Origin of the sequence: Methylorubrum sp. POS3 (assembly GCF_043352485.1) — a bacterium.
Classification (GTDB): Bacteria; Pseudomonadota; Alphaproteobacteria; order Rhizobiales; family Beijerinckiaceae; genus Methylobacterium; species Methylobacterium suomiense.
On record NZ_JAPRBT010000001.1, the window covers coordinates 2502825 to 2529573 of the forward strand.

The 26749-nt window shown below is 67.7% G+C and carries 30 protein-coding genes, 1 tRNA gene and 1 pseudogene; 19 read left to right on the top strand and 13 right to left on the bottom strand.

What is annotated here, in order from left to right; genetic code table 11:
- Positions 1–49: 49 nt before the first annotated feature.
- Entirely contained in the window at positions 50–1777 is a 1728-nt protein-coding gene (gene recN, locus OWC43_RS11735) for a DNA repair protein RecN (RefSeq protein ID WP_393956817.1), read from the top strand.
- Positions 1778–1781: 4 nt separating this feature from the next.
- Here recN and OWC43_RS11740 read toward each other — a convergent pair whose 3' ends face one another.
- The 3 genes from OWC43_RS11740 to OWC43_RS11750 form a co-directional block, all read right to left on the bottom strand.
- Complete coding sequence (locus OWC43_RS11740) at positions 1782–2075, bottom strand: RNA polymerase sigma factor region1.1 domain-containing protein (RefSeq protein ID WP_137827835.1); 294 nt, start codon at positions 2073–2075, stop codon at positions 1782–1784.
- Positions 2076–2142: 67 nt separating this feature from the next.
- Complete coding sequence (locus tag OWC43_RS11745; RefSeq protein ID WP_393956818.1) at positions 2143–4479, bottom strand: FdhF/YdeP family oxidoreductase; 2337 nt, start codon at positions 4477–4479, stop codon at positions 2143–2145.
- Positions 4480–4566: 87 nt separating this feature from the next.
- Positions 4567–5586, bottom strand: a complete 1020-nt coding sequence (locus OWC43_RS11750; RefSeq protein WP_393956819.1) for a hypothetical protein — start codon at positions 5584–5586, stop codon at positions 4567–4569.
- Positions 5587–5958: 372 nt separating this feature from the next.
- Between OWC43_RS11750 and dnaK the strand changes: the two genes are divergently transcribed.
- The 4 genes from dnaK (at position 5959) to OWC43_RS11770 (ending at position 10722) form a co-directional block, all read left to right on the top strand.
- Positions 5959–7878 (top strand): molecular chaperone DnaK, encoded by a 1920-nt coding sequence (dnaK, locus tag OWC43_RS11755; RefSeq protein ID WP_393956820.1) that lies wholly within the window; start codon positions 5959–5961, stop codon positions 7876–7878.
- A 228-nt stretch (positions 7879–8106) separates the two neighbouring features.
- The gene (gene dnaJ, locus OWC43_RS11760) at positions 8107–9264 is read left to right on the top strand and encodes a molecular chaperone DnaJ (protein ID WP_137827839.1); all 1158 of its coding nucleotides are present in this window, start codon (positions 8107–8109) and stop codon (positions 9262–9264) included.
- Between the two features lie 339 nt (positions 9265–9603).
- The gene (locus OWC43_RS11765) at positions 9604–10257 is read left to right on the top strand and encodes a class I SAM-dependent methyltransferase (RefSeq protein ID WP_393956821.1); all 654 of its coding nucleotides are present in this window, start codon (positions 9604–9606) and stop codon (positions 10255–10257) included.
- Between the two features lie 123 nt (positions 10258–10380).
- On the top strand, positions 10381–10722 hold the full coding sequence (locus OWC43_RS11770; RefSeq protein WP_393956822.1) for a hypothetical protein: 342 nt from the start codon (positions 10381–10383) through the stop codon (positions 10720–10722).
- Positions 10723–10776: 54 nt separating this feature from the next.
- Here OWC43_RS11770 and deoA read toward each other — a convergent pair whose 3' ends face one another.
- Genes deoA through OWC43_RS11790 form a run of 4 tightly spaced genes read right to left on the bottom strand, consistent with a single transcriptional unit; the run spans position 10777 to position 14104 of the window.
- Positions 10777–12087 (bottom strand): thymidine phosphorylase, encoded by a 1311-nt coding sequence (gene deoA, locus OWC43_RS11775; RefSeq protein WP_393956823.1) that lies wholly within the window; start codon positions 12085–12087, stop codon positions 10777–10779.
- The gene (deoC, locus tag OWC43_RS11780; RefSeq protein WP_393956824.1) at positions 12084–12845 is read right to left on the bottom strand and encodes a deoxyribose-phosphate aldolase; all 762 of its coding nucleotides are present in this window, start codon (positions 12843–12845) and stop codon (positions 12084–12086) included. Before deoC ends, deoA begins: the two co-directional genes overlap by 4 nt.
- Before the next feature lie 10 nt (positions 12846–12855).
- Entirely contained in the window at positions 12856–13668 is an 813-nt protein-coding gene (locus OWC43_RS11785; RefSeq protein WP_393956825.1) for a purine-nucleoside phosphorylase, read from the bottom strand.
- Complete coding sequence (locus OWC43_RS11790) at positions 13658–14104, bottom strand: cytidine deaminase (protein ID WP_393956826.1); 447 nt, start codon at positions 14102–14104, stop codon at positions 13658–13660. Before OWC43_RS11790 ends, OWC43_RS11785 begins: the two co-directional genes overlap by 11 nt.
- A 104-nt stretch (positions 14105–14208) precedes the next feature.
- Between OWC43_RS11790 and OWC43_RS11795 the strand changes: the two genes are divergently transcribed.
- Complete coding sequence (locus OWC43_RS11795; RefSeq protein ID WP_137827945.1) at positions 14209–14433, top strand: DUF2093 domain-containing protein; 225 nt, start codon at positions 14209–14211, stop codon at positions 14431–14433.
- On the opposite strand, the gene lpxK is transcribed toward OWC43_RS11795, so the two are convergent.
- The 4 genes and pseudogenes from lpxK to OWC43_RS11815 all read right to left on the bottom strand — a co-directional run bounded on the left by lpxK (position 14408) and on the right by OWC43_RS11815 (position 18463).
- The gene (gene lpxK, locus OWC43_RS11800; protein ID WP_393956827.1) at positions 14408–15400 is read right to left on the bottom strand and encodes a tetraacyldisaccharide 4'-kinase; all 993 of its coding nucleotides are present in this window, start codon (positions 15398–15400) and stop codon (positions 14408–14410) included. The genes OWC43_RS11795 and lpxK overlap by 26 nt on opposite strands.
- A pseudogene (locus tag OWC43_RS11805) lies at positions 15400–16566 on the bottom strand (3-deoxy-D-manno-octulosonic acid transferase); the annotation flags it as partial. The gene lpxK and the pseudogene OWC43_RS11805, both read right to left, overlap by 1 nt.
- Positions 16567–17213: 647 nt before the next feature.
- Positions 17214–17921 carry a hypothetical protein gene (locus OWC43_RS11810; protein ID WP_393956828.1) on the bottom strand — a complete coding sequence of 236 codons (708 nt, stop codon included), beginning with the start codon at positions 17919–17921 and terminating at the stop codon, positions 17214–17216.
- A 293-nt stretch (positions 17922–18214) separates the two neighbouring features.
- Positions 18215–18463 (bottom strand): hypothetical protein, encoded by a 249-nt coding sequence (locus OWC43_RS11815; protein ID WP_393956829.1) that lies wholly within the window; start codon positions 18461–18463, stop codon positions 18215–18217.
- A 118-nt stretch (positions 18464–18581) separates the two neighbouring features.
- On the opposite strand from OWC43_RS11815, the gene OWC43_RS11820 reads away from it, so the two are divergent.
- The 10 genes from OWC43_RS11820 to OWC43_RS11865 all read left to right on the top strand — a co-directional run bounded on the left by OWC43_RS11820 (position 18582) and on the right by OWC43_RS11865 (position 23089).
- Positions 18582–18878 (top strand): helix-turn-helix domain-containing protein, encoded by a 297-nt coding sequence (locus OWC43_RS11820; RefSeq protein WP_393956830.1) that lies wholly within the window; start codon positions 18582–18584, stop codon positions 18876–18878.
- Positions 18879–18966: 88 nt separating this feature from the next.
- Positions 18967–19293 carry a hypothetical protein gene (locus tag OWC43_RS11825; RefSeq protein WP_393956831.1) on the top strand — a complete coding sequence of 109 codons (327 nt, stop codon included), beginning with the start codon at positions 18967–18969 and terminating at the stop codon, positions 19291–19293.
- Entirely contained in the window at positions 19290–19694 is a 405-nt protein-coding gene (locus tag OWC43_RS11830; protein WP_393956832.1) for a hypothetical protein, read from the top strand. The genes OWC43_RS11825 and OWC43_RS11830 overlap by 4 nt, the downstream gene beginning before the upstream one ends.
- Before the next feature lie 31 nt (positions 19695–19725).
- Complete coding sequence (locus tag OWC43_RS11835) at positions 19726–20166, top strand: helix-turn-helix domain-containing protein (RefSeq protein ID WP_393956833.1); 441 nt, start codon at positions 19726–19728, stop codon at positions 20164–20166.
- On the top strand, positions 20166–20390 hold the full coding sequence (locus tag OWC43_RS11840; protein ID WP_393956834.1) for a hypothetical protein: 225 nt from the start codon (positions 20166–20168) through the stop codon (positions 20388–20390). Before OWC43_RS11835 ends, OWC43_RS11840 begins: the two co-directional genes overlap by 1 nt.
- Positions 20387–20683: a hypothetical protein gene (locus OWC43_RS11845; protein ID WP_393956835.1), complete on the top strand. Its 297-nt coding sequence runs from the start codon at positions 20387–20389 to the stop codon at positions 20681–20683. The genes OWC43_RS11840 and OWC43_RS11845 overlap by 4 nt, the downstream gene beginning before the upstream one ends.
- Positions 20683–21051: an HNH endonuclease gene (locus OWC43_RS11850; RefSeq protein ID WP_393956836.1), complete on the top strand. Its 369-nt coding sequence runs from the start codon at positions 20683–20685 to the stop codon at positions 21049–21051. The genes OWC43_RS11845 and OWC43_RS11850 overlap by 1 nt, the downstream gene beginning before the upstream one ends.
- Positions 21048–21314 carry a DUF2312 domain-containing protein gene (locus tag OWC43_RS11855; protein WP_393956837.1) on the top strand — a complete coding sequence of 89 codons (267 nt, stop codon included), beginning with the start codon at positions 21048–21050 and terminating at the stop codon, positions 21312–21314. Before OWC43_RS11850 ends, OWC43_RS11855 begins: the two co-directional genes overlap by 4 nt.
- Before the next feature lie 2 nt (positions 21315–21316).
- Positions 21317–21763: a hypothetical protein gene (locus tag OWC43_RS11860; protein WP_393956838.1), complete on the top strand. Its 447-nt coding sequence runs from the start codon at positions 21317–21319 to the stop codon at positions 21761–21763.
- 264 nt (positions 21764–22027) lie between these two features.
- Positions 22028–23089, top strand: a complete 1062-nt coding sequence (locus tag OWC43_RS11865) for a tyrosine-type recombinase/integrase (RefSeq protein ID WP_393956839.1) — start codon at positions 22028–22030, stop codon at positions 23087–23089.
- 74 nt (positions 23090–23163) lie between these two features.
- Here the strand turns inward: OWC43_RS11865 and OWC43_RS11870 are convergent.
- Positions 23164–23237: transfer RNA gene (locus tag OWC43_RS11870), tRNA-Gln, on the bottom strand.
- A gap of 367 nt (positions 23238–23604) precedes the next feature.
- Here OWC43_RS11870 and OWC43_RS11875 point away from each other — a divergent pair.
- The 3 genes from OWC43_RS11875 (at position 23605) to OWC43_RS11885 (ending at position 25352) form a co-directional block, all read left to right on the top strand.
- Positions 23605–24324 carry a cytochrome c biogenesis CcdA family protein gene (locus OWC43_RS11875; protein WP_393956840.1) on the top strand — a complete coding sequence of 240 codons (720 nt, stop codon included), beginning with the start codon at positions 23605–23607 and terminating at the stop codon, positions 24322–24324.
- Positions 24325–24403: 79 nt separating this feature from the next.
- The gene (locus tag OWC43_RS11880) at positions 24404–24967 is read left to right on the top strand and encodes a metallophosphoesterase (RefSeq protein WP_393958545.1); all 564 of its coding nucleotides are present in this window, start codon (positions 24404–24406) and stop codon (positions 24965–24967) included.
- Between the two features lie 76 nt (positions 24968–25043).
- Complete coding sequence (locus tag OWC43_RS11885) at positions 25044–25352, top strand: hypothetical protein (RefSeq protein WP_393956841.1); 309 nt, start codon at positions 25044–25046, stop codon at positions 25350–25352.
- On the opposite strand, the gene OWC43_RS11890 is transcribed toward OWC43_RS11885, so the two are convergent.
- A complete protein-coding gene (locus OWC43_RS11890; RefSeq protein ID WP_393956842.1) occupies positions 25313–25648 on the bottom strand; it encodes a hypothetical protein in 336 nt (111 codons plus the stop codon). The two genes, OWC43_RS11885 and OWC43_RS11890, sit on opposite strands and share 40 nt — an antisense overlap.
- Between the last annotated feature and the right edge of the window lie 1101 nt (positions 25649–26749).

Here is a 26749-nt window from a genome sequence, read left to right on the forward strand (position 1 = left end):
AGACGCCGTCCATTCCAGGATTGATCCACGCAGGAATTCTCGGCGCGGCATGCTCGTCCAGCTCGCGATCCGCGACATCGTACTGATCGACAAGCTCGACCTGACCTTTTCCGGGGGGCTCACCGTGCTCACCGGCGAGACCGGTGCGGGAAAGTCGATCCTCCTCGACGCCTTCGCCCTCGCCCTGGGCGGTCGCGGCGATGGTGGCCTCGTGCGCCATGGGGAGTCGCAGGGCGGCGTCACCGCGGTCTTCGATGTGGCGACCGACCATCCGGCCCGGGCGATCGCGGCGGCGGCCGAGATCGACACCGACGGCGATCTCATTCTGCGCCGCACGCAATTCGCCGACGGGCGCACCCGTGCCTTCGTCAACGATCAGCCCGTCGGCGTGCAGACCATGCGTGCGATCGGGACCGCCCTCGTGGAGATTCACGGTCAGCACGACGATCGTGCGCTCGCCGATCCCACCACGCACCGAGCGATTCTCGATGCCTTCGGCGGCCTCCAGGGTCCGCTGGCGGCGGTCGCGACTGCCGCCAAGCGCGTGCGCGCCGCGCGGACGGCCCTGTCGGAGCAGCGAGCGCGGGTCGAGGCGGCGCAGAAGGAGGCCGACTTCCTGCGCCACGCCGTGGAGGAACTCGGCAATCTCGATCCGCAGCCCGGTGAGGAAGCGAGCCTGGCCGAGCGCCGGACGGTGATGCAGCAGGGCGAGAAGGTTGCCCGCGAGTTGAACGAGGCGCTGGAGCTCGTCGGCGGAACCGGCTCGATGGTGCCCCACCTTTCCTCCGCCGTGCGCCGCCTGGAGCGTCGCGCCGCCACCGTACCGAGCTTGGTCGAACCGAGCATCGCCGCCCTCGATGCTGCCCTCAACGCCCTGGACGAGGCCCGCAGCGCCCTCGATGCCGCTGTGCTCGCCGCCGAATTCGATCCACGCGAATTGGAGCGCGTCGAGGAACGCCTGTTCGCCCTGCGGGCAGCCTCTCGCAAATACGCCGTCCCGGCCGACGATCTCGCCGATCTGCGCAGCCGCTACGACGCGGATGTCGCCGCCCTCGATGCGGGTGAGAAAGCCCTCTCCGGGCTGGAAGCCGAACAGAGCGCGGCGGAGACGGCCTATGAAGCGGCGGCCAGGAAGCTCGGCGACGGGCGTCGCCGCGCCGCCAAAGCCCTCGATGCGGCGGTGCAGGCCGAACTCCCACCCCTGAAACTGGAGGGCGCTCGTTTCATCACGCAGATCAGCGTCGATGAGGCATCGCGCGACGCATCGGGGACCGAGCGGGTCGAATTCTGGGCGCAGACCAATCCCGGCACCCGCGCCGGTCCGATGATGAAGGTTGCCTCCGGCGGCGAACTGTCCCGCTTCATGCTGGCGCTGAAGGTGGTTCTGGCCGGCAAGGGTTCGGCGCCGACGCTGATCTTCGACGAGATCGATACCGGTCTCGGTGGCGCGGTCGCCGACGCCATCGGTGCACGGCTCGGGCGCCTGGCCGCTCAGGTTCAGGTCGTGGCCGTCACGCACGCACCTCAGGTCGCTGCCCGTGCGGGCACGCATTTCCGGATCGCGAAGGACAGTGTGAAGGGTGAGAAGGGGGCGGCCAAGGGGGTGGCCAAGGGCGCGGCGAAGGGTGTGAAGGCGGAAGAGCGCGTCACGACACGTGTCGTCGGTCTTGCCGCCGATGCCCGTCGGGAGGAGATCGCCCGGATGCTCGCCGGCGCAACCATCACCGACGAGGCCCGTGCGGCCGCCGCCCGGTTGTTGCAGGCGGCGGAAAATTAAACCGCTAATCGCCCTCGTCGAGTTCGATGCCGTACTCGGCCAGAACCCAGAAAATCGCTTCGAGATCGTCCGCCGTCACATCGCGGGGCGGCAATGCCTCTTCGAGATCATCATACGTCAAGGACCGTCGCCGCTCGGCATCGGCCTTGGCGAGCAGCCGATCGACCGTCATGCGGATATCGGCCGGCAGGGCGTCGTGACTCGGCAGCACCATCCCACCCGCTGGGCGGAGGGCGTCGCTGAGCAGGCGATCGATGATCGCCTGCCGACGCGCATAGGCTGCATCCGGTCCATCCATGGATCGGAATATGGACCGGCGCGGGCGTCCGTCGAGTCCGATCCGGTGCGCCGTTCGGCCCTTCCGCTCAAGCCCCCCCTGGCGCCGTCTGCATGGCTGACCGAGTGACGCGCACGGGGATGGCCTTGGCGGCCGGGACCTTGGCCTGAGCGTCGTGGTGCCACAGCGGGATCAGCACGTTCAGTTCCGGGTAGTAACCGCCGCAATTGCCCTCGGGGATGTCGTAGCGGACGATTCGCAGCCCCTTCACCTCGCGGTCGAAACCGTCCGAGGCATCGGTGGCGACGTCCACGATTTCGCCGTCGGCCAGCCCCAGGCGGGCGATGTCGTTCTCGTTCATGAAGAGGATGTCGCGCGTGCCTTTCACCCCGCGAAAACGGTCGTGATAGCCGTAGACGGTGGTGTTGAACTGATCGTTCGAGCGCAACGTGATGAGGTCGATCACCTCGCGCCCGCGAGCGGGCATGTCCGGATCCTCCTCCAGCCCGTCCGGCGGCAGCACGAAATTGGCCTTGCCCGTCGGCGTCTCCCACTTGCGGTGGCGGGCGGCCAACGGTTTGTGCACGCCGCCCGGCTCGAACAGGCGGGCGTTGAAGTTCTTGAATGTCGCCGGATAGGTCGCCTCGATGGCGTCGCGGACCTTCGCGTAATCACCGACCCAGCCATCCCAATCCACCTGAGCGGGAGGGGGCAGCGTCGCTTTCGCCAGCTGCGCCACGATCCACGGCTCCGAACGGACGTGATCGCTGACCGGGCTCGCCACACCCTTCGAGCCGTGGAAGCACGAGGTCGAATCTTCCATCGACACCGCTTGCGGCCCGCTGGCCTGCTCGTCGATCTCGATGCGCCCGAGGCAGGGCAGGATGTAGCTGACTTCCCCATGCACGAGATGCGACCGGTTGAGCTTGGTCGAGACCTGCACGGTGAGGCGCTGGCGACGCCATGCCTCTTCCATTCGCCGCGTATCGGGGACCGCGCGCACGAAGTTGCCCCCAAGTCCGATGAACGCTTTCACGGTGCCGTCGAGGATCGCTTCGCAGGCCTCCACGGTGTTGAGCCCCTTCTCCCGGGGCGGCTCGAAGCCGTACAGTTCCTTCAGCTTGTCGAGGGGCACGAGGGCGGGATCGTCGGCGATGCCGACGGTGCGCTGGCCCTGTACGTTGGAATGGCCGCGCACCGGACAGATGCCCGCGCCGGGTCGCCCGATATGCCCGCGCAGGAGGAGCAGGTTGACGAGCATCTGCACCGTCTCGGTGCCGCGGCGGTGCTGGGTCAGGCCCATACCGTAGATGCCGATGACGGCGCTGGCGCGGGCATAGACGGCGGCGGCGGCTTCCAAACCCTCGCGTTTGAGGCCGGACTTGACCTCCAGCGCCGCCCAATCCTGTCGATCGCAGAACGCCTCGAACTCCGCGAAGCCGTGCGTATGCTCCTCGATGAAACCGACATCGAGGATGCGAGGACGGCCCTGAGCCTTCGCTTCGCGGTCGGCCGCGAAAAGCGCCTTGCAGATGCCGGTGATGGCGGCGATGTCGCCGCCCGCCTTCACCTGATGGTACTGCGTCGAGATCTGCGTCGAGGATTTCGTCAGCATCTCGATGGGGGATTGGGGGTTGGTGAATCGCTCCAGGCCCCGCTCCCGAAGCGGGTTGAAGGTGATGATCGGGACGCCCCGGCGGCGGGCATCCTGAAGCGGATGCAGCATCCGCGGCGCGTTCGATCCGACATTCTGCCCGAAGAACAGGATCAGGTCGGTCGTCTCGAAATCCTCCAGCACTGTCGTCCCGACGGACACGCCGATGGATTGCGGCAGGGCCTTCGAGGTCGATTCGTGGCACATGTTCGAGGAATCGGGCAGATTGTTCGTGCCGTAGATGCGCGCGAACAGCGCGTACATGTAGCTGGTTTCGAGCGAGGCTCGGCCGGAGGCGTAGAACACGACCGAATTCGGGTCGAAGCCCTTCAGTTCACGGCCGATCTCATCGAACGCATCCTCCCATGAGACCGGGACGTAACGGTCGCGTTGTGCGTCGTAGCGCAGGGGATGGGTGAGGCGGCCCTTCCCCTCAAGGGCGTAGTCCGACCATGTCAGCAATTCGGTGACGGTGTGGCGTTCGAAGAAGTCCGGGCCGATCCGCTTGCGTGTCTGTTCCCAGGCGGTCGCCTTCGCGCCGTTCTCGCAATACTCGAAGGTCGAGGGTTTGGCGGGCTTCGACCATGCGCAGGATACGCACATGAAGCCGTCGGGCTTGTTCTGCCGCATCAGCATGGCGGCACCGGTGACCGGGATTTCTTCGCGGGTCAGGATGTCGACGAGGGATCGGGCTGAACCCCAGCCGCCGGCCGGGTCGGTATAGGCTTCGATCTTCTGGTCGGACGTCTGCTCGGTCTTGGGGCCGGTCATGGACACTCGCGAGGCTCCGGGGGACCTCGGCGCAACATGGATCGCCAAAGTCGGGTTCCGGCCCGCGACGATGCCGACGCGAAACCGCTACGGATCGGAGAAGGGGTCCCCGCCGCCGGCCGCGTCAGGATTCACGCCCTCCACTGCCGGCTTCGGCCGGCGCGGCCGCGGCGCCGTGTTGGAGGCCGTCGGGGCTGCCGTGTTCGCGCCGAGCCGCGCCGCCAGGGCGATCGCCCGCGCCTCGGTGTAGCGCAGGTGGCAATAGCCATGGGCACCCTCGCGGGCATAGGTGCGGCAAGCCTGCTCCCGGTCGGACGAGAAGGCGGCCTGCTCCTGCACGATCGGCCGGACATCCTGGCCGCGCGCCCTCTGCGTCATGATCTTGAAATTGTCGCGCACCGCCTTGTCGGCGATGCCGCGAGCGGTATCGAACTCGCCGGCCAGAGGCATGAGCGTCGCGGCGGCCGGTCCCCACAAGCCGGTCGGGGTCGTGGCGCAATCCTGCGCGGTGTAGGTGCAGAGCTTGTCCTCGAGCGGCGTCACCAGCACGCTCCCTTCGAGTATCTCGAATCGCAGCGGGCACTCGGGCACGCTGGAGGAGAAGCGCGAAACCCCCTGCGAGCGCCCTTCGGCCGCAAGCGTCACCGGCTTGCCGGCATTCAGCTTGACCGTGCACGCCTCGGTCGGCTGCGAGACCTTGGTACCGGGCAGCGTCATCGCGGCGGTATAGGCCGCCCCCGACTTCTCGATCTTGAGCGACCCGTTCAGCCCGTTGAGCTGAAGATCCTGACCGGCGACGTTGTCCTCCGCCGGAACCTTGAGCACCACCGGTTGGCGTGGCGCGGCGGGGGCGCTCGGCCGCGTTTCCGCGCCTTCGCCGGGGGCGACGGGCTCCGCCGGGGCGGGGCCGGGCGGCGGCTGGACCGGGACATTGCGCGGCGGAGCCGGCGGCTTGGCCGCGCGGCCGATTCCGAACAGTTCCTCGAAGAAGCTCTGGGCCTGGGCGCCGGCGGGACAGAATGCGAGGAGACAGAGGAGAGCGACGACGGCGACGCGCGGATGGGGGGCGGCGCGCGCGGCGGAACTCACGGAGACGGGCAGTCGCATCAGGCTGTCGCGATCCTGGCTCGGGGCCGGTCGGGGAAGGAAACTTTAACGGTCTCTAGCACGTCACCCGTGGCGCGGGCGTGGCAGCCTGGCAACTGCAAAGGCCCGCCCGACCCGTCCGCTGCGGGAAAAAACTCCGTGACAATGCCGGATTGTGGGACGTGTCTCGCACGTCGCGCGTCGTTCTTGCGGCGGCGTAGCCGTCTTCTTATATGCGGCGGGACACGGGACGAGGCCTTGGAAGCGCATCCTGCCCAGGCGACGCGCTTCGGATCCATCCCGTTCTCAAACCTGGAAGTTTTGTACCGCCATGGGTCGAGCTGCTTCGGGGCTCGGCGGTCTGCTTGAAACATCGAACAGAGGGATCCCACCATGGGTAAAGTGATCGGTATCGACCTCGGCACCACCAATTCCTGCGTGGCCGTCATGGAAGGCACGCAGCCGAGGGTCATCGAGAATGCGGAAGGCGCCCGCACCACCCCGTCCATCGTCGCTTTCACCGACGACGGGGAGCGCCTCGTCGGCCAGCCCGCCAAGCGGCAGGCCGTGACCAATCCGGAGCGCACCTTCTTCGCGATCAAGCGCCTGATCGGCCGTACCTACGACGATCCGCTGACGCAGAAGGACAAGGGTCTCGTTCCCTACAAGATCGCCAAGGGCGATAACGGCGACGCCTGGGTCGAGGCCGATGGCAAGCGCTACTCGCCGTCCCAGATCTCCGCCTTCACCCTTCAGAAGATGAAGGAGACCGCCGAGTCGCATCTCGGCCAGCCGGTGACGCAGGCGGTCATCACGGTCCCGGCCTACTTCAACGACGCCCAGCGTCAGGCCACCAAGGATGCCGGCAAGATCGCCGGTCTCGAGGTGCTGCGCATCATCAACGAGCCGACGGCTGCCGCGCTCGCCTACGGCCTCGACAAGAAGAAGGCCGGCACCATCGCGGTCTACGATCTCGGCGGCGGCACCTTCGACGTCTCGATCCTCGAGATCGGCGACGGCGTGTTCGAGGTGAAGTCGACGAACGGCGACACGTTCCTCGGCGGCGAGGACTTCGACAACCGCGTGGTCGAGTATCTCACCAGCGAGTTCAAGAAGGAGCAGGGCATCGACCTGACCAAGGACAAGCTCGCCCTCCAGCGCCTCAAGGAGGCTGCCGAGAAGGCCAAGATCGAGCTGTCCTCGGCCACCCAGACCGAGATCAACCTGCCCTACATCACCGCCGATGCCTCGGGCCCGAAGCACCTCGCGCTGAAGCTCAGCCGCGCCAAGTTCGAGTCGCTGGTCGATGACCTCGTCCAGCGTACGATCGAGCCGTGCCGCAAGGCGCTCAAGGATGCCGGCGTTTCGGCCTCCGAGATCGACGAGGTGGTGCTCGTCGGCGGCCAGACCCGCATGCCCAAGGTGCAGGAGGTCGTGAAGTCGTTCTTCGGCAAGGAGCCCCACAAGGGCGTCAACCCGGATGAGGTCGTCGCCATCGGCGCCGCGGTCCAGGCGGGCGTGCTTCAGGGCGACGTGAAGGACGTTCTGCTCCTCGACGTCACCCCGCTCTCCCTCGGCATCGAGACGCTGGGTGGCGTGTTCACCCGCCTGATCGACCGCAACACCACGATCCCGACCAAGAAGTCCCAGGTCTTCTCCACGGCGGAGGACAACCAGAACGCCGTGACGATCCGGGTCTTCCAGGGTGAGCGCGAGATGGCGGCGGACAACAAGCTGCTCGGCCAGTTCGACCTGATGGGTATCCCGCCGGCCCCACGCGGCATGCCGCAGATCGAGGTGACCTTCGACATCGACGCCAACGGCATCGTCAACGTGACGGCCAAGGACAAGGCGACGAACAAGGAGCACCAGATCCGCATCCAGGCCTCCGGCGGTCTTTCGGACGCGGATATCGAGAAGATGGTCAAGGATGCCGAGGCGAATGCCGAGGCCGACAAGCGCCGTCGCGAGCTCGTCGAGGTCAAGAACCAGGGCGAGAGCCTGATCCACGCCACCGAGAAGTCGGTGTCGGAATACGGTGACAAGGTCTCGGCGGCCGACAAGGGCGCCATCGAGTCCGCCATCACCGCGCTCCGCACGGCGCTGGAGGGCGAGGATGCCGAGGGCATCAAGGCCAAGACCAACGACCTGATGCAGGCTTCGATGAAGCTCGGCGAGGCGATGTACGCCGCCTCGCAGGCCGAAGGCGCTCCGGGTGCCGAGGGGGCTTCGACCTCGGCCGACAAGAAGGACGACGTTATCGACGCCGACTTCCAGGAGGTCGACGAGAAGGACCAGAAGAAGCGCGCCTGATCCGGCGCCGGCCGGGAGCGATGCGCGAGCGCCGCTCCCGGTCTTTTTTGATCGCGACGCCGCTGCGGTGGCTTGATCCCCGGGCCCTGCTCGGGGATCAACCTTATGGGGCGTCTCACCACATGCGATGATCGATTCTCAGGGTCCGCTCGGTGGCGGAGCCGCGAGAAGGGGCGCGGGCGAGAATAGCCGCAGCCGACGCGCAGAAACGAGGCTCCAGAGGCCGGAATGTCGAAGCGTGACTATTACGAGGTCTTGGGTGTCTCCAAGACCGTCACGGAGAGCGAACTTAAGGTCGCCTTCCGCAAGCTCGCCATGGTCCATCACCCGGACCGCAATCCCGGCGACAAGGAAGCCGAGATCAAGTTCAAGGAAGTCAACGAGGCGTATCAGTGCCTCTCCGACGGCCAGAAGCGCGCGGCCTACGATCGGTTCGGCCATGCCGCCTTCAGCCAGGGGGGCGGGGGCGGCCCCGGATTCGGCAACGAGTTCGGCGACTTCATGTCGGACATTTTCGAGAATTTCTTCGGCGATGGACGTGGGGCTCCCGGCGCCGGGGCCGGCCAGCGGGGGCGCGGCCAGCCGGGGCGCGAGCGCGGCGCGGACCTGCGCTACAATCTGGAGATCAGCCTGGAAGAGGCGTTCGCCGGCAAGACCGAGACGATCCGCATCCCGACCTCCATCGCCTGCGAAGTCTGCTCGGGTACCGGCGCCAAGGCCGGCTCGAAGCCGCGCACCTGCCCGACCTGCGGCGGCTATGGCCGGGTGCGGGCGGCACAGGGTTTCTTCGCGATCGAGCGGACCTGCCCGAATTGTCACGGCCGCGGCGAGGTCGTGGACGATCCCTGCACGGCTTGCTCCGGTGCGGGCCGCGTCAACCGCGAGCGCACGCTCTCGATCAATGTCCCGGCGGGGGTCGATGACGGTCTTCGCATCCGGCTCGCTGGGGAGGGGGAAAGCGGCCTGCGCGGTGGACCGGCGGGGGATCTGTACGTCTTCCTCTCGATCAAGCCGCATCCCTTCTTCCAGCGCGACGGAGCGGATCTCTTCTGCCGCGTGCCGATCTCGATGGTGACGGCTGCCCTGTCGGGCGAGATCACCGTACCGGTGATCGATGGCTCGCAAACGCAAGTCCGCATCCCGGCGGGCACGCAGACGGCCAAGCAGTTCCGCATCAAGGGCAAGGGCATGCCGGTGCTGCGCTCGCGGGAAATCGGCGATCTCTACATCCAGGTCTCCGTCGAGACGCCGCAGAACCTCACCAAGCGCCAGCGGGAGCTGCTGCAGGAGTTCGACCAGTCGGCTTCCGACGAGAACCACCCGGAAAGTGCGGGCTTTTTCTCCAAGGTGCGTGACTTCTTCGTGAGCGGGGCGGGCCGGACGTAAACACGGGTCAAACACGGGCCGCTTGGGATCAAACGTGAAACCAACCCGGTTATGCACCCGGTCGCTTCCATCGAGCGACGGCGGGTGTCCCCGCAATGCAGGAAGGCCGACCTTGACGGGGTGCGGGTTTTCGTCGTCTAGAACGCTCCCCGCACGAAGATGCGCCGCCCCGGCGCGCGCGTCTTCTTGGCCGGGAATCGCGTCACGCTCCGTGCAGGGTTTCTTGCCCAACCTCCTGTCGCGTTCTCGGCCGCTGACCCAGGCGGCCCGTCACATCCGCCCGCGTCCCGCGAGCGGCTTCACCCCCTCCTTTCATTCCTGACCCGGGGATCATCGGTCGTGCCGCCGCTTCGCCGTTCCAGCGCCCGAGCCGTCGCCGCGACCCGCCTGAGGGAGCGGCGCGATCCGCTGGAGGACGAGGCGCGGTTCCTGCGCTCGTGGTTCGAGCGCCCGCTCGTCACCGGGGCCGTGACCCCGTCGGGCCGGATGCTCGCCCGCACCATGGCGTCCTACGCGGACCCGTCGGTGCCTGGTCCCGTCATCGAACTCGGGCCCGGCACCGGTCCGGTCACCGAAGCCCTGATCCGGCGCGGTTTCGATCAGGAGCGTCTGATCCTCGTCGAGTTCAATCCAGATTTCTGCGCGTTGCTGCGCCGCCGCTTCCCCCGTACCACGGTGATCCGGGGCGACGCCTACAGCATCCGCGAGACGCTCGGCAGCGTGGTCACCGAACCCTGCGCCGCGACGATCTCGAGCCTCCCGCTCTTCACCAAGCCATTGGAGAAGCGCCTGGAGCTGCTGCAGGACGCCCACGACGTGATGCAGCCGGACGCGCCCTTCGTGCAGTTCACCTACGCCGTCGTCCCGCCGATCCCGGCCCGGTGCGAGGCTGGCAGCTACACGGCGAGCCGTTCCAACCGGGTGTGGCTCAACCTGCCGCCCGCGCGCGTCTGGGTCTATCGCCGTCCTGGCAAGGCGCCCGCCTCGGTCTGATCCGGGTTCGCTCGGGAATGTTTCCAATTGTAGACGCCTGTCTCAGGCGCGGTTCATTCCCCGGCTCATAACCTCCCGATCCTTGGCCGCCATAGGGCGGCCGGACGAAGGGAGAGTACCGATATGTCGGACGCCATTTCGACCAAGCCCCTCCGCCGCGGCCTCGCCGTGTTGGCAATCGTCGTCGGCGGAGTGCTCGGCGGTTCGGCTGCGCAGGCTGCTCCGCTGGCGGCTCCGCCCGCCGCCGCGCTCGCCTCGGATACCGCCGTCGAGACCGTGCAATGGCATCACCGCCATCACGGCGGCTGGGGACACCGCGGCCATTGGGGTCATCACCATGGCTGGCGCCGCCACCATCACCATCATCATGGCTGGGGTCATCATCGCCGCCATCATTGGGGGTATCACCGGCACCACCATTGGGGCCATCACTACGGTGGGCGTCGGCACCACCACTTCTACTGAGGTGAACGGGTGACGGGGACCGCGCGCTCAGCGAGATGCGCGCGGTCCCGCTCCTCAGCCGAGGCGATCGATGATCGCGACCCGTTCCATCGGGGTCGCCTCGCCGATTCGATAAGCTGACCGCAGGGCCACCTCCGCCCGGTCGGCCGCAGCGTCGTCCGCTGCATGGACCATGCCGATGGGATCCCCGCGATTGAGGCGATCGCCGGGGCGGATCAATCCGGTAAATCCCACCCGCGGATCGATGTCGTCCTGCGGTCGACTGCGCCCGCCGCCGAGGCCGATGACCGCGAGGCCCACGGCGCGAGTGTCCACCGCCTCCACCGTTCCGGTTTTTGCGGCCACCACCGGCCGTGTCACTGGCGCCCGCGGCAGGTGACGGTCGGCCCCTTCCAGCAGATCGCCCGGCCCGCCGAGAGCCGCCACCATGCGGGCGAAGGCCTCGGCCGCAGCTCCCGTCTCCAGGGCGGACCGCAGACGCGTCTCTGCCTCATGGGGATCGACGGCGAGATTGCCGAGCACCAGCATCTCGCCGGCCAGCGCCAGGGTGACCGCGTGGAAGCGCGGTTCTCTCATGCGCCCCGTCAAGTAGTCGACGGCGTAGCCAACCTCGACGGCGTTGCCCGCAGCGGAGGCCAGCGGCGCATCCATGTCGGTCAGGAGGGCACGGGTCGGAAGGCCCGCGGCATTGGCGACGGTGACGATGCTGCGCCCGAGATCCCGCGCCTCGTCGATCCCCGCCATGAAGGCGCCGGACCCCGCCTTCACATCCATGACGAGGCCGTCGAGGCCCGCGGCGAGCTTCTTCGACAGGATCGAGGCGGTGATCAGGTCGAGCGACTCCACTGTCCCGGTGACGTCGCGGATCGCGTAGAGGCGTCGGTCGGCGGGCGCGAGATCGCCGGTCTGCCCGATGATGGCGCAGCCGGTTTCGCGCACCACCGCCCGGAAGCGGTCGAGGCCCGGCGCTACGTCGTAGCCGGGAATGCTGGCGAGCTTGTCCAACGTGCCGCCGGTATGTCCCAGGCCCCGGCCCGAGATCATCGGGACGAAGCCCCCGCACGCCGCCACCAGAGGGGCGAGGACAAGGCTGACCGTGTCGCCGACGCCGCCGGTGGAGTGCTTGTCGAGGATGGGGCCGGGGAGGTCCCAGGCGAGAACCCGGCCGGAATCGCGCATCGCACGGGTCAGGGCCACCCGCTCGTCGAGCGTCAGCCCGCGGAAGAACACGGCCATGGCGAAGGCCGCCGCCTGTCCCTCGGTGACGCGCTCTTCCGTGAGACCGCGGATGAAGTCGCCGATATCGGCATCCGCCAGAGTCCTTCCGTCGCGCTTGTCGCGGATGATCTCCTGCGGAAGTCTCATCGGTCGCTCCCGAGGACACGAGTCAGATCGTCCAGCAGGGAACTGGCCCCCAGCCGGAACGTCGCCGAGCGCGCCCAATCCGGGCCCATGATCCGGTCGGCAGCCGCGAGATAGGTGGCGGCGTCCTCGACGCGGCGCAGGCCGCCGGACACCTTCAGACCGACGGTTCGAGTGCCGCCCCATTCGCGGATCACGGTCAGCATCGCCTCGGCTGCCTCGGGCGTGGCCGAGACCGGCGTCTTGCCGGTCGAGGTTTTGATGAAGTCGGCCCCCGCCTCGAGCGAGAGCTGGCTCGCCTGCGTGATCATCGCGATATCGGGCAGCATTCCGGTCTCCAAGATGACCTTGAGCAGCCGGTCGTGGCAGACCTCGCGAACCGCCATCACCATGGTACGGGCCGTCGCCGCCTCGCCGTTGAGCAAGGCGCGGTAGGGAAGGACGAGGTCGATCTCGTCGGCACCGTCGGCGATCGCCGCGCGGGTTTCCGCCACGGCAGCGGCCGTGTCGTCGGCGCCGTCCGGAAAATTGACCACCGTTGCGATCCGCACATCGCTGCCCGCAAGAACCCGCCCCGCGAGAGCGACGAAGCGCGGCCAAACGCAGACCGCCGCAACCGCGTTCGTCCGCGCCCGGGCACAGAGCGCTTCGACCGCGTCCGATGTGCACGTCTCGGTCAGGTCGGTCAGATCGAGGAGCGGCAACGCGCGCCGCGCGATGTGGGCGGCGTCCGAGGGGTGAAGGGGATCGGCCTGCTTCATCCTGAGAGTCTCACGGTTCGGGAAGCTGCGCCACGAAGGCGGCGGCAAGGCGGGCGAGATCGGCACCGGCACGGGCCGCGACCGCCTTGGTCTCGGCGTGATGCGGGTCGCCCCCCGAGATTCCGGCGGCGAAGTTCGTCACCGCCGAGACGGCCGCGACCTCCAGCCCGAGAAAGCGCGCCAGGATCGTCTCCGGCACGGTCGACATGCCGACGAGATCGGCCCCGAGCCGGCCCGCCATGCGGATCTCCGCTGGCGTCTCGAAGCTCGGGCCGGAGAACCACGCGTAGACCCCCTCATGGAGGACGATCCGCTCCCTCTCAGCTGCACGGTGGAGGGTGGCGCGCAGGCGCGGCGCGTAGGCGTTCGTCATCGGCACGAAGCGGCCGTCGCTCGCTTCACCGATCAGCGGGTTGAACCCGGAGAGATTGATGTGGTCGGTCAGGACGACGAGACTGCCGGGACCGGCATTCTGCATGAGCGAGCCGGCGGCATTGGTCAGGAGGAGACGCGTCGCCCCCAGTGCCGCGATCGCCGCGAGGGGAAGCCGCATGGCGCCGGCATCGCCCCGCTCATAGGCATGGGCCCGTCCCTCCAGCACCAGCACCGGCCGTCCCGACAGGGTGCCGCGATGCAGGTGTCCGCCATGGCCGGAGACGCCGGGTGCCGCAAAGCCGGGGATCTCGCCATAGGCGATGCTGGTTCGGTCGGTGAGCGCATCGACCAGGGCCCCCAGGCCGGTTCCCGTCACGATCGCCAGGGCGACGGGGCCGGCGAAACCCCTTTCGCGCAGAAGCGCGACGGCCGCCTCCTCACTTGGCATCGACGATGTGCTCCGGCAGGTGATCGGGACCGAACGAGGCGGGCAGCAGGGCTTCGAAGGTGAATCGAGCCCGCAGACCCGCGGGACCCGCCGCGAGGATCGGCGTATCCGGCCCCGCGAATTCCCGGATCCGCTGACGACAGGCGCCGCAGGGCGTGACCGGCGCCGGACTGTCGGCCGTGATGAGGATGGCTCGGATGCGCCGTCCGCCGGACGCGATCATTGCGGCGATGGCGCCGGCTTCGGCGCAGGTGCCGACCGGATAGGCCGCGTTCTCGACGTTGCAGCCGGCATGGATGCGTCCCGCATCGTCCAGTAGGGCGGCGCCGACCGCGAAACCCGAATAGGGCGCGTGGGCGCGTGCGCGCACGGCGGAGGCCGCCGCGAACAGGGCATCGAGATCGTGGCTCGCAGGGAAGTCGCCGCTCGCGGTCATGATCCCGTTTGGCCCGAGCATGGGGCCCCTGTCGAGGGGCGGTCGACAGAGGCGGGCCGGCCTTCTAATGCAGGATCTTGCGGGTGCTGCAGGGAGCCGGCGACATGCTCGGACGCTACGATCGGGGATCGAACAACGGCGAGGCCAAGGTCGAGTACGGCGATGGCACCATGCGGGTGGTCAAGCCCGGCACCTTCGTCCGCTGCGCCGTGACCGGCGAGGAGATCCATCTCGACGCCCTGCGCTACTGGAACGTCGATCGACAGGAGGCCTATGCCAGCCCCGAGGCGGCGATGCAGCGCCTCAAGGAGATCGGTCGCGCCCCGTGAGGCGATCCGCCAGCTGACGCCGCAAGGCCGCGGGATCATCGAAGGCGAGGGTGACGCGCAGCACCGCAACCTTCACCCCGGCTGGTAATCGCACCGCGTCCTTCTCGGTGGTGACGAGGCTCGCTCCCTCGCGGTCCGCCAGCCTCCTAAGTGCGTCGAGGTCATCGGCCCGGTAGGGGTGGTGATCCGGAAAGCCCCTGGCTCCGACGATCCGTGCGCCGAGATCCGTGAGCGTATCGAAGAACTTCTGCGGGCGGCCGATCCCGGCGAAGGCGACGACCCGTCGGTCTTTCCATCGCTCGGGTCCCTCCGGGACGAGCCGGGCGCGGTGCACGGGCAGACCGCGGGTGACCGCTTCCTGGGCAACGGGGTCGCCGGCCTGCCCGTCTCCGATCACGATCAGTCCTCCGACATGCGGCCATTGCCGCGCGAGCGGAACCCGCAACGGGCCCGCCGGGAAGGGCAGTCCGTTGCCGATACCTGCGCCCGCATCGACCACGGCAAGGGCGAGATCCTTGCGCAGATGCGGGTTCTGCAGCCCGTCATCCATCACGACCGTGTCGGCGCCGAGTTCGGCGCAGAGGGACGATCCGGCCAGGCGGTCGCGGGACACCACGGTGACGGCAGACTGAGCCAGGAGCAGCGGTTCGTCGCCGATCTCGGCCGCTCCGTGCAGAGTGGGATCGACCACCACCGGTCCTGCGAGGCGCCCACCGTAACCGCGGCTGAGGAAGGCCGGATGTCGGCCGAGTTCGTCTCGCAGGATGCGGGCGAGGGCGAGCGCCGACGGCGTCTTGCCGGCCCCCCCCAAGGTGAAGTTGCCGACGCATAGCACGGGGCAGGGGCCGAACGTACCGGGGCGATCCATTCGCCGGGCCGTCACGGCGCCGTACACGTATCCGGCCGGTGCCAGGAGCCGCGCGAGGGGATGGGACGGAGCCCGGGTCCAGAAATCCGGTGCGCGCATCAGGCCCGTTCGCGGGCGGACAGCTTCATCTGTGCGACGTAGGGGTCGAGCACCGCCAAGGTGCGGGCCACTGCGCCCTCGAACTGCGCCAGCGCTGACTGGCCCCGCTGCGCCATCGCCATCGCTTGCGGCGGATCGGCCACGAGTTCTGCCACCGCGGCCGCGAGGTCGTCTTCGCCCGATACGCAGCGGGCGCCGCCGGCTTCGTCCAGGGCGCCGTAGGCCTCGGCGAAGTTGTGGATATGAGGACCGTGCAGCACGGCGCCGTAGAGCCGCACCGGCTCGATCGGATTCTGCCCGCCATGCTCCACCAGGGAGCCGCCGAGGAAAACCAGAGGGCAGAGCCGGTAGAACAGGCCGAGTTCTCCCAGCGTGTCGGCGACGTAGAACTCGATACCGGCTTGCGGGCGCCCGTTCTGCGCGCGCCGGCTGGTGCTCAGGCCGAGTTCCTGGGCAACCCGCGCGACTTCCTCGCCCCGGCGGGGATGACGCGGCACCGCGATGGTCAGCAAACGGGGAAAGCGGCTCTTCAGACGGGCGTGAACGCGGGCGACCGTCGCGTCTTCACCCGGATGGGTGCTCGCCGCGACCCAGACCGGACGGTCGCCGACTAAGTCGCGCAGATAGGCGAGTTGCTGTTCATCGGCGGGGGGAATGGCGGAATCGTATTTCAGGTTGCCGACCACGCCGAGGCGCGGAGCGCCCAGGCGGGCGAAGCGCTCCGCATCGGGCTTCGTCTGGCACAGGCAGATGGCGATGCGCGACAGCAGCGCCCGCACCGTACGCGGAGACCGCGTCCAGTTCTCGAACGAGCGCTGTGACATCCGCCCATTGACGAGCACCAGGGGGATGCCGCGCTCGTACAGGGAGATGACCGTGTTCGGCCAGATCTCCGATTCGGCGATGACGGCGAGATCGGGCTGCCAATGGGCGAGGAAGCGATCGACCCAGCGCGGCGCGTCCAGGGGCATGTATTGATGCACGGCGCCCGCGGGCAGGCGCTTGCTGAGCAGGTCGGCGGCGCTGCGGGTTCCGGTGGTGACGAGAACCGAGCAGCCGCGGGCAATCATGCCCTCGATCAAGCCGACGAGCGACAGGGCCTCCCATCGACCAGGCCGTCTTCCGGTAGGTGAGGATCTGCTTGAAGTCGTAGCCCCAGCCCTGGACCAGCCGCACCGCCATAGGGACGAACGGCCCCGGCGCGTGGACGTAGAGATGGCCCTCACCGAGTGCCCAGGCCGCCACCGGCATCGCGGCGATCTCGGCCTCGGTCATGGTCGCGTAGGGCGGGCGTTGATGGGCCGAGACGCTCTCGTCCTGCCAGGGCGGATCGAACACCAGGGTGGCGAACCGGGCCTGGATCGGGGCCAGCCGGCGCACCCGTTCCAGATCGGCCAGCCGCCGCATCCGGTTGAAGGCGTCGTGGATGTTCTCCGAGCGCTCGAGGTAGTCGACCACCGGGCCGAACAGGGCCGGGTCGGCCTCGGCCGCCGCGTAGATCGCGTTGCATTTCTCGGCGAGCACGCCGGAGACGCCAGCCTGCCGCCCGATCAGCTCCCGCACCCGGCCGGTCTCGAGCCTTACACCCTCGGACAATTTGCCGGGGGTCCGCCCCGTCCGCACGCGGGCTTCGGCCTGCGCCCGCTTCAGCGGGCCGAGCACGAGCCACAATTCTCGAATCTCGCGGGGGGACAGACGTGCGCAATTCCGCATGCGGGCACCCGATAGGAATCGATTCGGATTCTGAGTCTGGGATGGGCGGGAGGGGGTGTCCCGCCCGGAGCTCATGCGCTCGCGCGGCCTGTCGGGGCGGTCATGGCGCCGTGCTCCGAAAGGTGACGCCGCAGAACGTCCAGCGCTCGGCGTTCTGCGCCATCTCCGCCTGGGTTCGGGCCAGCTCGTCCTCGAGATGCGTCTGATCGGCGAGGATCTGCGCGCCGGTGAGCCATCGCTCCTCCGCGTTGGGCAGCACGGCGGCGATCAGGGCCGGCCCGTAGGCGACGACGCAGAGCAGGAAGTTGCGGCCGTTCGGAAGCGCCTCGCGCCTCAGCATTTTTTCCACGCTGTCGAGCGGGATTCCGGTCAGCGCCGCGCAATGCTCCGCCGGCTTGTGCGGATGCTGCGCCCGGATGAAAGCCGCGAAGGCGGCGGGCTCGACCGTCAGCCGGCGCGGCACCGGCCGCGGCGTCACGAGGTTTCCGCCCTCCCGTCTCGGCGCGGTGCCGCAGGCTGAATCCGGCGCGGCAAGCGCGGGAGGCGCGTCGTGTTCGGGAAACAGCCCCTCGATCACCGTCGTCAGCTCGCCGACCGCCGCGACGGCCTCGTCCGGCAGCGCCCGGATCCGCGCCAGCGCCCCGGCGAAGCGCTGGGCCACCGCGTCGCCGGCCTCCTCCGAGATGTCCTGCAGCCGGGCGAAGGCCGCCGCGATCGGCGCGGCCCAATCCTCGGCCGTCATCTCCGTGATCGTGTCGGCGGCCTCGGCCACGTCTTCGCGCAGATCGTCGAGCCAGTCCGGACTCATCGTGCCCTCGCGGCGAGGGTCACCAGAACGGCAATGGCCGCCGAGGCCAGGGCGAGGCGCCCGGCTTCGGCAATGGCTCGGCCTTGCTGCCCAGAGCGGAGGGCAGAATCGATTCTTAGAAGCAGCGGTAGGGCTGCGATCACTAAAACTGCAGCGGCCATGAGAGTGAGGGTATGCATCGCGCTGCACTTAGCGAGCATGGATACGCAGGTCGGCAGATCCAACAGGCCGGTCCATGCGATCGTTAATCGGCTCAGATCGTAGGTATTTCGCGATAACGACAACCAAGAGCATCAGGCAGCCCCTCTTGTCGTGATTGCTATGACGCGCTGCTCCGACTGCACATTCGGATAAATATCTGGCCGCAACTCATGACGATGGATTCCCAGTTTCTTTTCGATTTCGAGAACCATTTCGGCCGGAACTCTGTTCTTTTCCCAGCGCATAAAAGTCGTCTTGTGGACACCGAACATTGCCGACGCTTTTTCAAGCGTCAGCTTGGTTCGCGCCCGATAAGTTCGCAGGGGGCTGGGAATCGCCATCCGCCGGAAGTTGCATATTGCGCAACTATAGGTCAAGCGGATGGTTGCGGTAGGGACTAACGACCCGAACCTATCCACGTGCCACTCGTTGCACATGTTGCAAACGAGGGTAGCTCTTATGGAGACGCTGCCGCCCCGGCGGCACTTCATCCCCGAATGGGCGGTGAAGTTCGGGCTGCGACGTGCCGACTTGGCTCGAGCTACCGGCGCCGACAAGGCTACCGTTACGCGTTGGTTCAAGGGCACTGCCCCACAAGATCAGTACCTTATGACGTTGGCAAAATTGTTCGACGCTAGCGTGCCGGACCTGTTCCGACACCCGGATGAAGTGTGGGTTTCACGGTTCTTAGAAGGCCGTAGCGAAACTGAAATCCAACGAATCAAGGCGACACTCGAAGCTGCCTTTCCGCGCTGAGTTGCGTTTCAAGCAACTTTTGTCTTGACCTTGCGTTGCATATTTTGCAACTTCGACGCCACCGCATGTTGCGTCGGGGGTCGAAGCCATGCTCCTGCACGAAATTCGTCGTTCTGCTGTTTGCCGTAAGCGAATCCGCTTCCACGCGCCGCCGCGCCAACTGGCGCTTGCTCTCGCTGCCCATCCCGAGTCCGCCCGCGCCACGCCGGAGGCAGCTCGAAAAATCCTGATTCGCGAGTTCGACGCGGCCGATATCGCCGCCGGCCTCGACGAGGCGATGGAGATGGCCCGCACCGGCCTCGTGCTCGCCGCTTCGAACCACCCGCTCGCCCTGGCGCTAGGCCACGCCCGGGATGTTGTGGCCCTCGGCGTATTTCTGATCGGCGGCTTCGCGCTCTGGGCCCCGCTGCCGTGACCCGCCCGGCCTACTTCCTCGCCCGGCTCTACGACTTCGACATCGCCCGCGCCGAGGACGGCTCGGAGCGGCGGCCCGCCCTCGGCGTCGTCAGTGCCGTGCTGGACCCGCGCGATTTCGGCACCTTCCTCACCTGGGTCGGCGCCCTGCCGGCACCGGCGGATTTCTGGGCCGCGCCGGATCTGGCGCCGGGCCTAATGATGCTGCCCTGCCGAGTGACGCAGCATCCCGACACCGACGCGCAACTCGCCGCCGACGCCTTTCTAATCGCCCTGGAGCAGGCCTGCGCCCACGCCCGCCTCGTCCCCACCGAGGATCTCCTGCTGCGCCTTGCCGCGCTCACCCGGTCGATGGCCGCGCGCGCGGAAGAGATCGGCCTCATCGAGCGCCCGTCCCCGTAGCCGCCCACGCCCATCGAAAGGTTCGCCGCCCGTGAATGCCCACGATCCCCAACTCAGCCCTCCACCGCCCAAGCACGCGACCGAGGCGGACCGTCTGATTGGGCTGCGCCTCACGGCCCTGCGCAAAGCGCGCGGCCTCTCTCAGGCCGCCCTCGGCGCCGCCGTCGGCATCACCTTCCAGCAGATCCAGAAATACGAGCGCGGCCGAAACCGCATCGGCGCCGGGCGGCTGCAGACCTTCGCCCGCATCTTCGAAGTGCCGGTCGCGACCTTCTTCGAGGACCAGGGAGACGAGCTGAGCGGCGAGCCGGCGGAGGTTTTCGGCTTCCTGCGCGAGCCGGGTGCGATCGATCTGCTCCGCATCTACGCGGCGATCCCGGACGAGGGCCTGCGCCGCGAGATCGTCGCGCTGGTGCGTTCGACGGCCCGACTGAACCGGGCCCCCTCCCCCGAGGCGGAGGTCGGCGCCTGATGTACGATCTGGTGAAACAGCGGCATCCCGGCGCGCCCTGCGCCCTCGGCGCCCGCGTGCGCCGCCTCTCCGACGGTTCGATCGGCACCATCGCCCCGCCGCGCCCGGGCGTTACCGGCCTCTGTGTCCGCTTCGACGGCACCTGGCCGCCCGCTGACGTGAACCCACGGGATCTCGAATACCTCACCGCGCCCGTAGCCGCTCTCGGCGGAGTGGCCCGGTGAATGCCCCCGCACCGATCGGCGCGGCCGAGGCTCTGCGCGCCTTGGCCCGGCTCCTCGGCATCGCCCAGGACACGATCGGCACCGACACCGTCGCTGCCTTCGAGCGCGACGCGAGCGCAGCCCTGGGCCTGACGCAGGCCCTGCGCTTCTTCTCCGACCCCTACGCTGCCGCCTTGGTGCGGGCGTTCCTCGACGTCGAAGACCCCGCCGGCCGCCGCGCCATCGCCAACACCTGCTGCGCCATCGCCGGCAGCTTCACTGTGCGGAAGGCGGCCGAGGGAGCCAAAGGCTGATGCCGATCTCCCCCGAACGCCAGAAGCTCTACCCGGGCGGGTCGATCCGCTCGGTGGAGTGGCTGCGCGACTACCGCGCCCCGATCCTCGAGCGCGCCGGCCACCGCTGCGAGGGCACGGCCCAACGGCCGCACTGCCGCGCCGAGAACGGCAAGCCGCATCCGGAGACCGGCTCCACCGTGGTGCTGACCATCGCGCACATGGATCAGGACCCGGGCAACAACGATTGGGCGAACCTGCGCGCCCTCTGCCAGCGCTGCCACAATCGCTGGGACTCGGCCGCCCGCACCCGCAACGCCGCCGCCACCCGCGCGCGCAAGCTCGGCGCGGGCACGCTCGATCTGTTCACCTGCGAGGCCCTGCCATGAGCGCGTCACCCGCTCCCGCCGTCGACCTGTCCTCGGTCGCCGCCGACCAGCTCAAGAGCATCATCGAGCGCATCGAGCGGCTCGAGGAAGAGAAGGCCGGCATCGCGGGCGACATCAAGGACGTCTACGCCGAGGCCAAGGCCAACGGCTTCGACGTGAAGGTGCTGCGCAAGATCATCGCCCTGCGCAAGCGCGACCACGACGAGCGCCAGGAGGAAGAGGCAATCCTGGAGCTGTACCTCCAAGCGATCGGGATGGCCTGATCATGACCTCACTTCGGGCGCTGATCGAGCAGGCCTCCGGCTACGCGGAGACGCTGTTCGATCCGGAGAGCATCCTCACCCCCTACTACATCGCCGAGGCGGCGAATGGCGGGCTCACCGTGATGGCTCTCGCCGCCGTCGGGCCGAAGCTCGACGCACTCCGGCGATCGGTCGAATTGCGGCTCACTCTGGAGGGCATGCGCCGCTGGGTGTTCTTCTCCGAGGCCTTCATCGCCGAGTACGCGGCTGGCGAAGCCGCGCAGGTCGAGCCGGTCGATCATCCGGAGCGCATCGAGGTCATCCTGTTCGATGCCGTCGAGGTGCAGGCCGGCCGCCGCCTGACGGCGACGCGCCAGATCCTCGATGCGGGTGGCGCGAAGCGTCTGATGCCCCTGGTGGTCCAGCGGCGCCTCGGCGCCTTCCGGCCGTCGGTCGCAGTGGGGCGCTGATCGTGGATGTTGTCAGCCTCCGACCGTCCAGGCCGTCGTCGAACTCCAGTTTGCAGCCGCCGCAGCGCCGGATGCTGTTGCGAGCCGAGGCGGCCTCATACTGCGGTCTCGGGCCCAATGCCGCCATTCCCGTCGCACCCAAGCGCGTGCGCCCAGGCAGCCGAGGCCTGCGGTGGGATGTGCGCGACCTCGATCGATGGCTCGACACCCTGGAATCAGGGCAGGTGGACGAGTCGGAAGATGAATTGTTGAACAGGCCGAGCCGTGACAAAGGTCCGCGTACCAGGCGTTAAGATCTACGCCTCGAAGGGCATTCTCTACGCTTATGACCGGGCCAGCGGGGAGCGGCTGACGCCTCCGCACACCATCGGTACCCCCGAGTGGTGGGAAGCCCTGCAGAAGATCCGCGCCCGCACGAAGCCCACTCCCGCCCCGAAGCTTGGGACTTGGGGGGCATTGGTCACGTCCTACCGCGGCAGCGAGCGTTTCCGCACGGAATTGGCACCCCGCACCCGCGCCGATTACCAGCGCGTCCTCGATTGGCTGGCGACCTGGGATGACGTTGCTCTCGAGCGATGGACGCGCAGCTTCGTCGCCGGGCTGCGGGATCGGGCCCAACGCGAGCATAAGAGGCGGTTCGCCAACTACGTCCTGTCCGTCGTCAGCGTCGTCTTTGCCCATGGCCTGGAGCGCGAAAAGGTCGAGCGGAACCCCGTCCGCGACGTTGCCAAGGTCCGCCGGCCCAAAAACTTGGAGCGGGCCAATCGACCATGGTCCATCGAGGAGTGGGAGGTCGTCACCAGCAAGGCGCCCCCTCACCTCCTCGCGCCGATCGTCCTCGGCGGCATGCTCGGCTACCGCGAGGGCGAGATGGTCAGTGTGAAGCGGGACACCTGGAATCGGAAAACCGGTATGCTCACGCGAATCTCGGCCAAGAGTGGCAAGCCGGTGCGTGTGCCGGCGCCCGAGGTGGTCGAGCGCGCCTTGACCGCCCTCCCCGATCACTCTGCCCTCACGCTCCTGGTCACCAGCCGCGGGCACCCCTGGAAGCTAGACGGTTTTCGGGGATCGTTCTTTCGGTTCATTCGCAAGCTCGAGGCCGACGGCCTCGTTGCGGATGGTCTCACCTTCCATGGCCTGCGCCACCGGACGGCAACGATGATGCGCCAACTCGGCTACGACACGCGCACGATCGCCGACATGCTCGGCCAGGAGACCGAAGGCATGGCTGCACATTACGCCCGCGAGGCCGACCTCGAGCCGAAGCTCCGCGGCGTCGTCAAGCGGCTCGATCTGGAGAACAGGCGGGGCACGAAGGTTGTCTAACCGCCGGACACAAAGTGTCTAACAGGGCTAGAAACGAACTGCGAAATTCGGGCTAAGTGCTTGTTGGAAAAGGTTGGCTGGGGGACCTGGATTCGAACCAGGACTAGCGGAGTCAGAGTCCGCGGTTCTACCGTTAAACTATCCCCCACCGGAACGTCGTCGCGCGAGGAGCGAAGCTCCAAGGCGCGGCGTCAGGATCGCGGGGCGACCCTCGTACGCGGCGTTGGGCGCTCAGATAGGCTGGCTTGGGCGCGGCGTCAACAGAATCCGGCGGCATTGCGCTCCGCAGGGCGCGATCACCTCGTTTTCTTCCGATCATCGAGATCGGCGCGCGCCCCCAACGCCGTTCGCAGCGAACACGAATGTGAAGGATTCGGCGACGAAGGCTGTTCCGTTGGGTTGCGGATATGGAGATAGGAAGGGGGCATGGTCGTCCGCGCCTGCCTATCACGGCGGTGCGTCGATGCCGCGCTTGCGGATGGCGCGGGCGGTGGATGTCGTTCGGAGGGACGTCGGTGATCGGAACGCTCGGTCTTGCCGGTCTTGCCGGGCTGCTCTCGGTGTTGTCGCCCTGCGTGCTGCCGCTGCTGCCGCTCGTGCTGGGCGCGGCGGCGGCCGAGCATCCGCTTGGGCCGGCGGTGCTGGCGGCGGGGCTTGCCCTGTCCTTCACGGTGATCGGCCTGTTCGTGGCAACGCTGGGCTTCGCCATCGGCCTGGACGGCGCCGTGTTCCGAGGCGTCGGCGCCGGCCTATTGGTCGCCGTCGGTCTCATTCTGCTGGTACCCTTTGCCCAGGCACGGCTCGCGGCCGCCGCCGGACCTCTGGTCGACGCGATCGACCGCCGCCTCGGTGGGCGCTCGACGGCCGGGCTGCCCGGTCAATTCGGCCTGGGCCTGCTGCTCGGAGCCGTCTGGAGTCCCTGCGTCGGGCCAACCCTCGGAGCCGCCTCGCTTCTGGCCGCCCAGGGGCGCGACCTCGCCGCGGTCGCCGCGACCATGGGGGCGTTCGGTCTCGGCGCCGCCTTGCCCCTGCTGGTGCTCGGAAGCCTGTCGCGGAGCATCATTTTGCGCGCTCGGGGCAGCATGATGCGGCTCGGACAAGGATTGAAGGCGGGACTCGGACTGATCCTCGTCACCATCGGGCTCGCCGTCCTCACCGGTCTCGACAAGGCGCTGGAGACGTTCCTCGTCGAGGCCTCACCCGAGTGGTTGAACACCCTCACCACCCGATTCTGATCCAGTGCGCGCCGCGGCGGTGCGCCGCCTTGCCCCGCGCCCTGCCCCGCGCCACCTCGCCGGTCTCAAGGGACCGGGCATGGCCGTCTTCTTCACCGCCGATACCCATTTCGGCGACGCTCATATCTTGCGCCATCGCGGGGATCGCTACGCGAGCATCGAGGCCCATGACGAGGCGCTGATCGCCCGATGGAACGCCGTGGTCTCCGAGGCCGACGAGATCTGGCATCTCGGCGATTTCGCCGCCCACGCCGATCCGGCCTACTGCGCCGCGGTCTTCGACCGGCTCAACGGAATCAAGCGTCTCGTCCGCGGCAATCACGACAGCAACCGCGTGCTGCGTCTGCCCTGGGTCGATCCACCGGTGGAGAGCGTTCGTATCGGCGTGCGGGATGCGGAGGGCCGGACCCAGCGACTGTTCCTTGCCCATTACGCGCATCGCGCTTGGCCGGGGCTGTGGCGGGGCACGCGCCATCTCTACGGACACACCCACGCGACGCTCGCCGACACCACCCGTTCCTGCGATGTCGGGGTCGATGCCTGGGACGATGCGCCGGTCGGGCTCGCTGCCCTGACGGCCCGGCAGGACGCCGCAACGCTTGTCCCTGAGGAACTCGTGCGTGACGGGCGCGGTGAGGCCTGAACGGCCGAGCTTTCAGCTTCGGTTCAAGTGCCGCGGCGCAGCGTGCCGATATCGCGCGACCGGTGCCCTGGACGACATGCCCGCCTTCTCGACCGCCTCATCCGCTGCGCGCCCCCTGCCCTCGCCGTCCCTGTCGCTCGCGGCGTTCCTGCCCAGCGTGATGCCGGCCCTCGACGGTGCTTACGGTCTCGACGTCGATCCCGATCTCCCCGAGGATCTCGCCATCCTCGTCGCCCGTCTCGAGGCCGGGCCGGAGCGCATGTCGGACGCCGCACCGGCCCTATCGGTCGTACCGGGATTGCGATCCGACGGCGAATCCGTGCCACGGTCATGTGACCAATCGGGTCAAGCGCCGATGGTGGAGTCTTTGCCCGTCGCGGCCTGATCCCGGCGACGTTGCACTCCGGCAAAGTCTCGCAAGGCCGCCTCCACCATCACGGCGATCTGGCTCAGGTTGCGCGGTTGCCGGATCACGAGGCTCGCCAGCACTTCCGGATGCCCGCGCCGCTGTTTCGGGGTCCGGGCATGGTTCGAGAGGCGCAGGCGGCCCGGATCGTTGCCGCGCGCGAGATAGAGGCTGTCGCCGCGCGCGTTGCGCGCCACTTCGTGAAAGCCGCGTTGAGTCAGGAGCGCGCTCGCGTGGGCGAGCGCCGGACCGGGTGCCAGGGCGTCGTCGCCCACCGCCGGGTCATTTCGGGATCGCGCGGGCATGTCATCTCTCCCGATCGGGCTCTCGCCACCCCCTGCAAAACGCAGGTGCTGGAACGAAGCGCGAGACTTGTCGACCCGCTGCGATGACCGGCGGATCGGTCTGCGCCGACATCGCGCAGCCATGCCGTGACGTTGCGATCAGGACGTGAAGATCGGGCTAGGCGCATTGAAAGGTGATCTGTCGATGGATCGGTTCGGACCGGGTTGCTCCTGCGGCCCATCCTTGCGGGTTTGCCTAAATATCCCATGATAGGAAAATAAATTACAAGATATTTTGCAGGTAGTTACCGCAAGTTTTTGCCGAAACCTCCCGCATATTGACGCGAAAATCAGCGCTCTGCACAGTGTTCCGGCAAAGGTGGGACGAGGTGAATGCAGGTGCGCTTGCAGACGTCTTTTCCGCTGTCAGCACGCGTCGCGTGACGCCGTCTCGAGCTGAAGGAGTGCCACCGTTCAATAAAAAATTGGCGAGGTCCGAAGACCTCGCCGTGATCGGAATCATCTTTCTAGAATGTTGAGTCTAGAGAGATCTCTAATCCCAGTCGCAAACAAGATAATTATCAACGAAAGGGCGGAATTGTCAATGAATGGTTCCTAATTTCATCGGATGAAGCTCATATAATATGCTTATGGTATTGTGGCATTTGGCTCGATGGGCAACAGCTCTTCGAGTTTTTGGTTGTTTTTATGTATTGTAAGTATAAATAAAATATATATCTACGGAACTTATGCTTTTATTATTGCCTTTCGTCCTCGATGCCTTATGTCTCGCTGTGTCGATCCGATTGTCGCCCGTCGCGGGCAGGCAGAAGGGGCGGCCGACTCTGCTTCGGTCTCGGGCGGGCGTCGTCTCCGGTGATGAACCGGCAAAACCGACAACGATCACAGCAAGGCAGCAGGCCGTTCCGCATCACGGACGAACGTGGCCGGAACCGGACCTCATGCGGAGGAATCCATGAGAGCGGTCCATCTTCTCGCACTCGGTGCGGGCGTCGCGGCGGCCACCCCGGCGCTGGCCAACGACAGCGTCCTCAAGTCCATCGCCAACCCGGCGGAGCAGGCGCTCCAGAC

What these genes read in the sequence shown, in the direction of transcription:
- dnaJ (WP_137827839.1), top strand. Translation starts at nt 8,107, where the DNA reads ATGTCGAAGCGTGACTATTACGAGGTCTTGGGTGTCTCCAAGACCGTC.
- OWC43_RS11745 (WP_393956818.1), bottom strand. Translation starts at nt 4,479, where the DNA reads ATGACCGGCCCCAAGACCGAGCAGACGTCCGACCAGAAGATCGAAGCC.
- OWC43_RS11820 (WP_393956830.1), top strand. Translation starts at nt 18,582, where the DNA reads ATGGAGACGCTGCCGCCCCGGCGGCACTTCATCCCCGAATGGGCGGTG.
- OWC43_RS11880 (WP_393958545.1), top strand. Translation starts at nt 24,404, where the DNA reads ATGGCCGTCTTCTTCACCGCCGATACCCATTTCGGCGACGCTCATATC.
- OWC43_RS11840 (WP_393956834.1), top strand. Translation starts at nt 20,166, where the DNA reads ATGTACGATCTGGTGAAACAGCGGCATCCCGGCGCGCCCTGCGCCCTC.
- recN (WP_393956817.1), top strand. Translation starts at nt 50, where the DNA reads ATGCTCGTCCAGCTCGCGATCCGCGACATCGTACTGATCGACAAGCTC.
- OWC43_RS11790 (WP_393956826.1), bottom strand. Translation starts at nt 14,104, where the DNA reads ATGACCGCGAGCGGCGACTTCCCTGCGAGCCACGATCTCGATGCCCTG.
- OWC43_RS11740 (WP_137827835.1), bottom strand. Translation starts at nt 2,075, where the DNA reads ATGGATGGACCGGATGCAGCCTATGCGCGTCGGCAGGCGATCATCGAT.
- OWC43_RS11795 (WP_137827945.1), top strand. Translation starts at nt 14,209, where the DNA reads ATGCTCGGACGCTACGATCGGGGATCGAACAACGGCGAGGCCAAGGTC.
- OWC43_RS11770 (WP_393956822.1), top strand. Translation starts at nt 10,381, where the DNA reads ATGTCGGACGCCATTTCGACCAAGCCCCTCCGCCGCGGCCTCGCCGTG.
- OWC43_RS11850 (WP_393956836.1), top strand. Translation starts at nt 20,683, where the DNA reads ATGCCGATCTCCCCCGAACGCCAGAAGCTCTACCCGGGCGGGTCGATC.
- OWC43_RS11855 (WP_393956837.1), top strand. Translation starts at nt 21,048, where the DNA reads ATGAGCGCGTCACCCGCTCCCGCCGTCGACCTGTCCTCGGTCGCCGCC.
- deoA (WP_393956823.1), bottom strand. Translation starts at nt 12,087, where the DNA reads ATGAGACTTCCGCAGGAGATCATCCGCGACAAGCGCGACGGAAGGACT.
- OWC43_RS11785 (WP_393956825.1), bottom strand. Translation starts at nt 13,668, where the DNA reads ATGCCAAGTGAGGAGGCGGCCGTCGCGCTTCTGCGCGAAAGGGGTTTC.
- OWC43_RS11750 (WP_393956819.1), bottom strand. Translation starts at nt 5,586, where the DNA reads ATGCGACTGCCCGTCTCCGTGAGTTCCGCCGCGCGCGCCGCCCCCCAT.
- OWC43_RS11810 (WP_393956828.1), bottom strand. Translation starts at nt 17,921, where the DNA reads ATGAGTCCGGACTGGCTCGACGATCTGCGCGAAGACGTGGCCGAGGCC.
- lpxK (WP_393956827.1), bottom strand. Translation starts at nt 15,400, where the DNA reads ATGCGCGCACCGGATTTCTGGACCCGGGCTCCGTCCCATCCCCTCGCG.
- deoC (WP_393956824.1), bottom strand. Translation starts at nt 12,845, where the DNA reads ATGAAGCAGGCCGATCCCCTTCACCCCTCGGACGCCGCCCACATCGCG.
- OWC43_RS11885 (WP_393956841.1), top strand. Translation starts at nt 25,044, where the DNA reads ATGCCCGCCTTCTCGACCGCCTCATCCGCTGCGCGCCCCCTGCCCTCG.
- OWC43_RS11825 (WP_393956831.1), top strand. Translation starts at nt 18,967, where the DNA reads ATGCTCCTGCACGAAATTCGTCGTTCTGCTGTTTGCCGTAAGCGAATC.
- OWC43_RS11860 (WP_393956838.1), top strand. Translation starts at nt 21,317, where the DNA reads ATGACCTCACTTCGGGCGCTGATCGAGCAGGCCTCCGGCTACGCGGAG.
- dnaK (WP_393956820.1), top strand. Translation starts at nt 5,959, where the DNA reads ATGGGTAAAGTGATCGGTATCGACCTCGGCACCACCAATTCCTGCGTG.
- OWC43_RS11815 (WP_393956829.1), bottom strand. Translation starts at nt 18,463, where the DNA reads ATGGCGATTCCCAGCCCCCTGCGAACTTATCGGGCGCGAACCAAGCTG.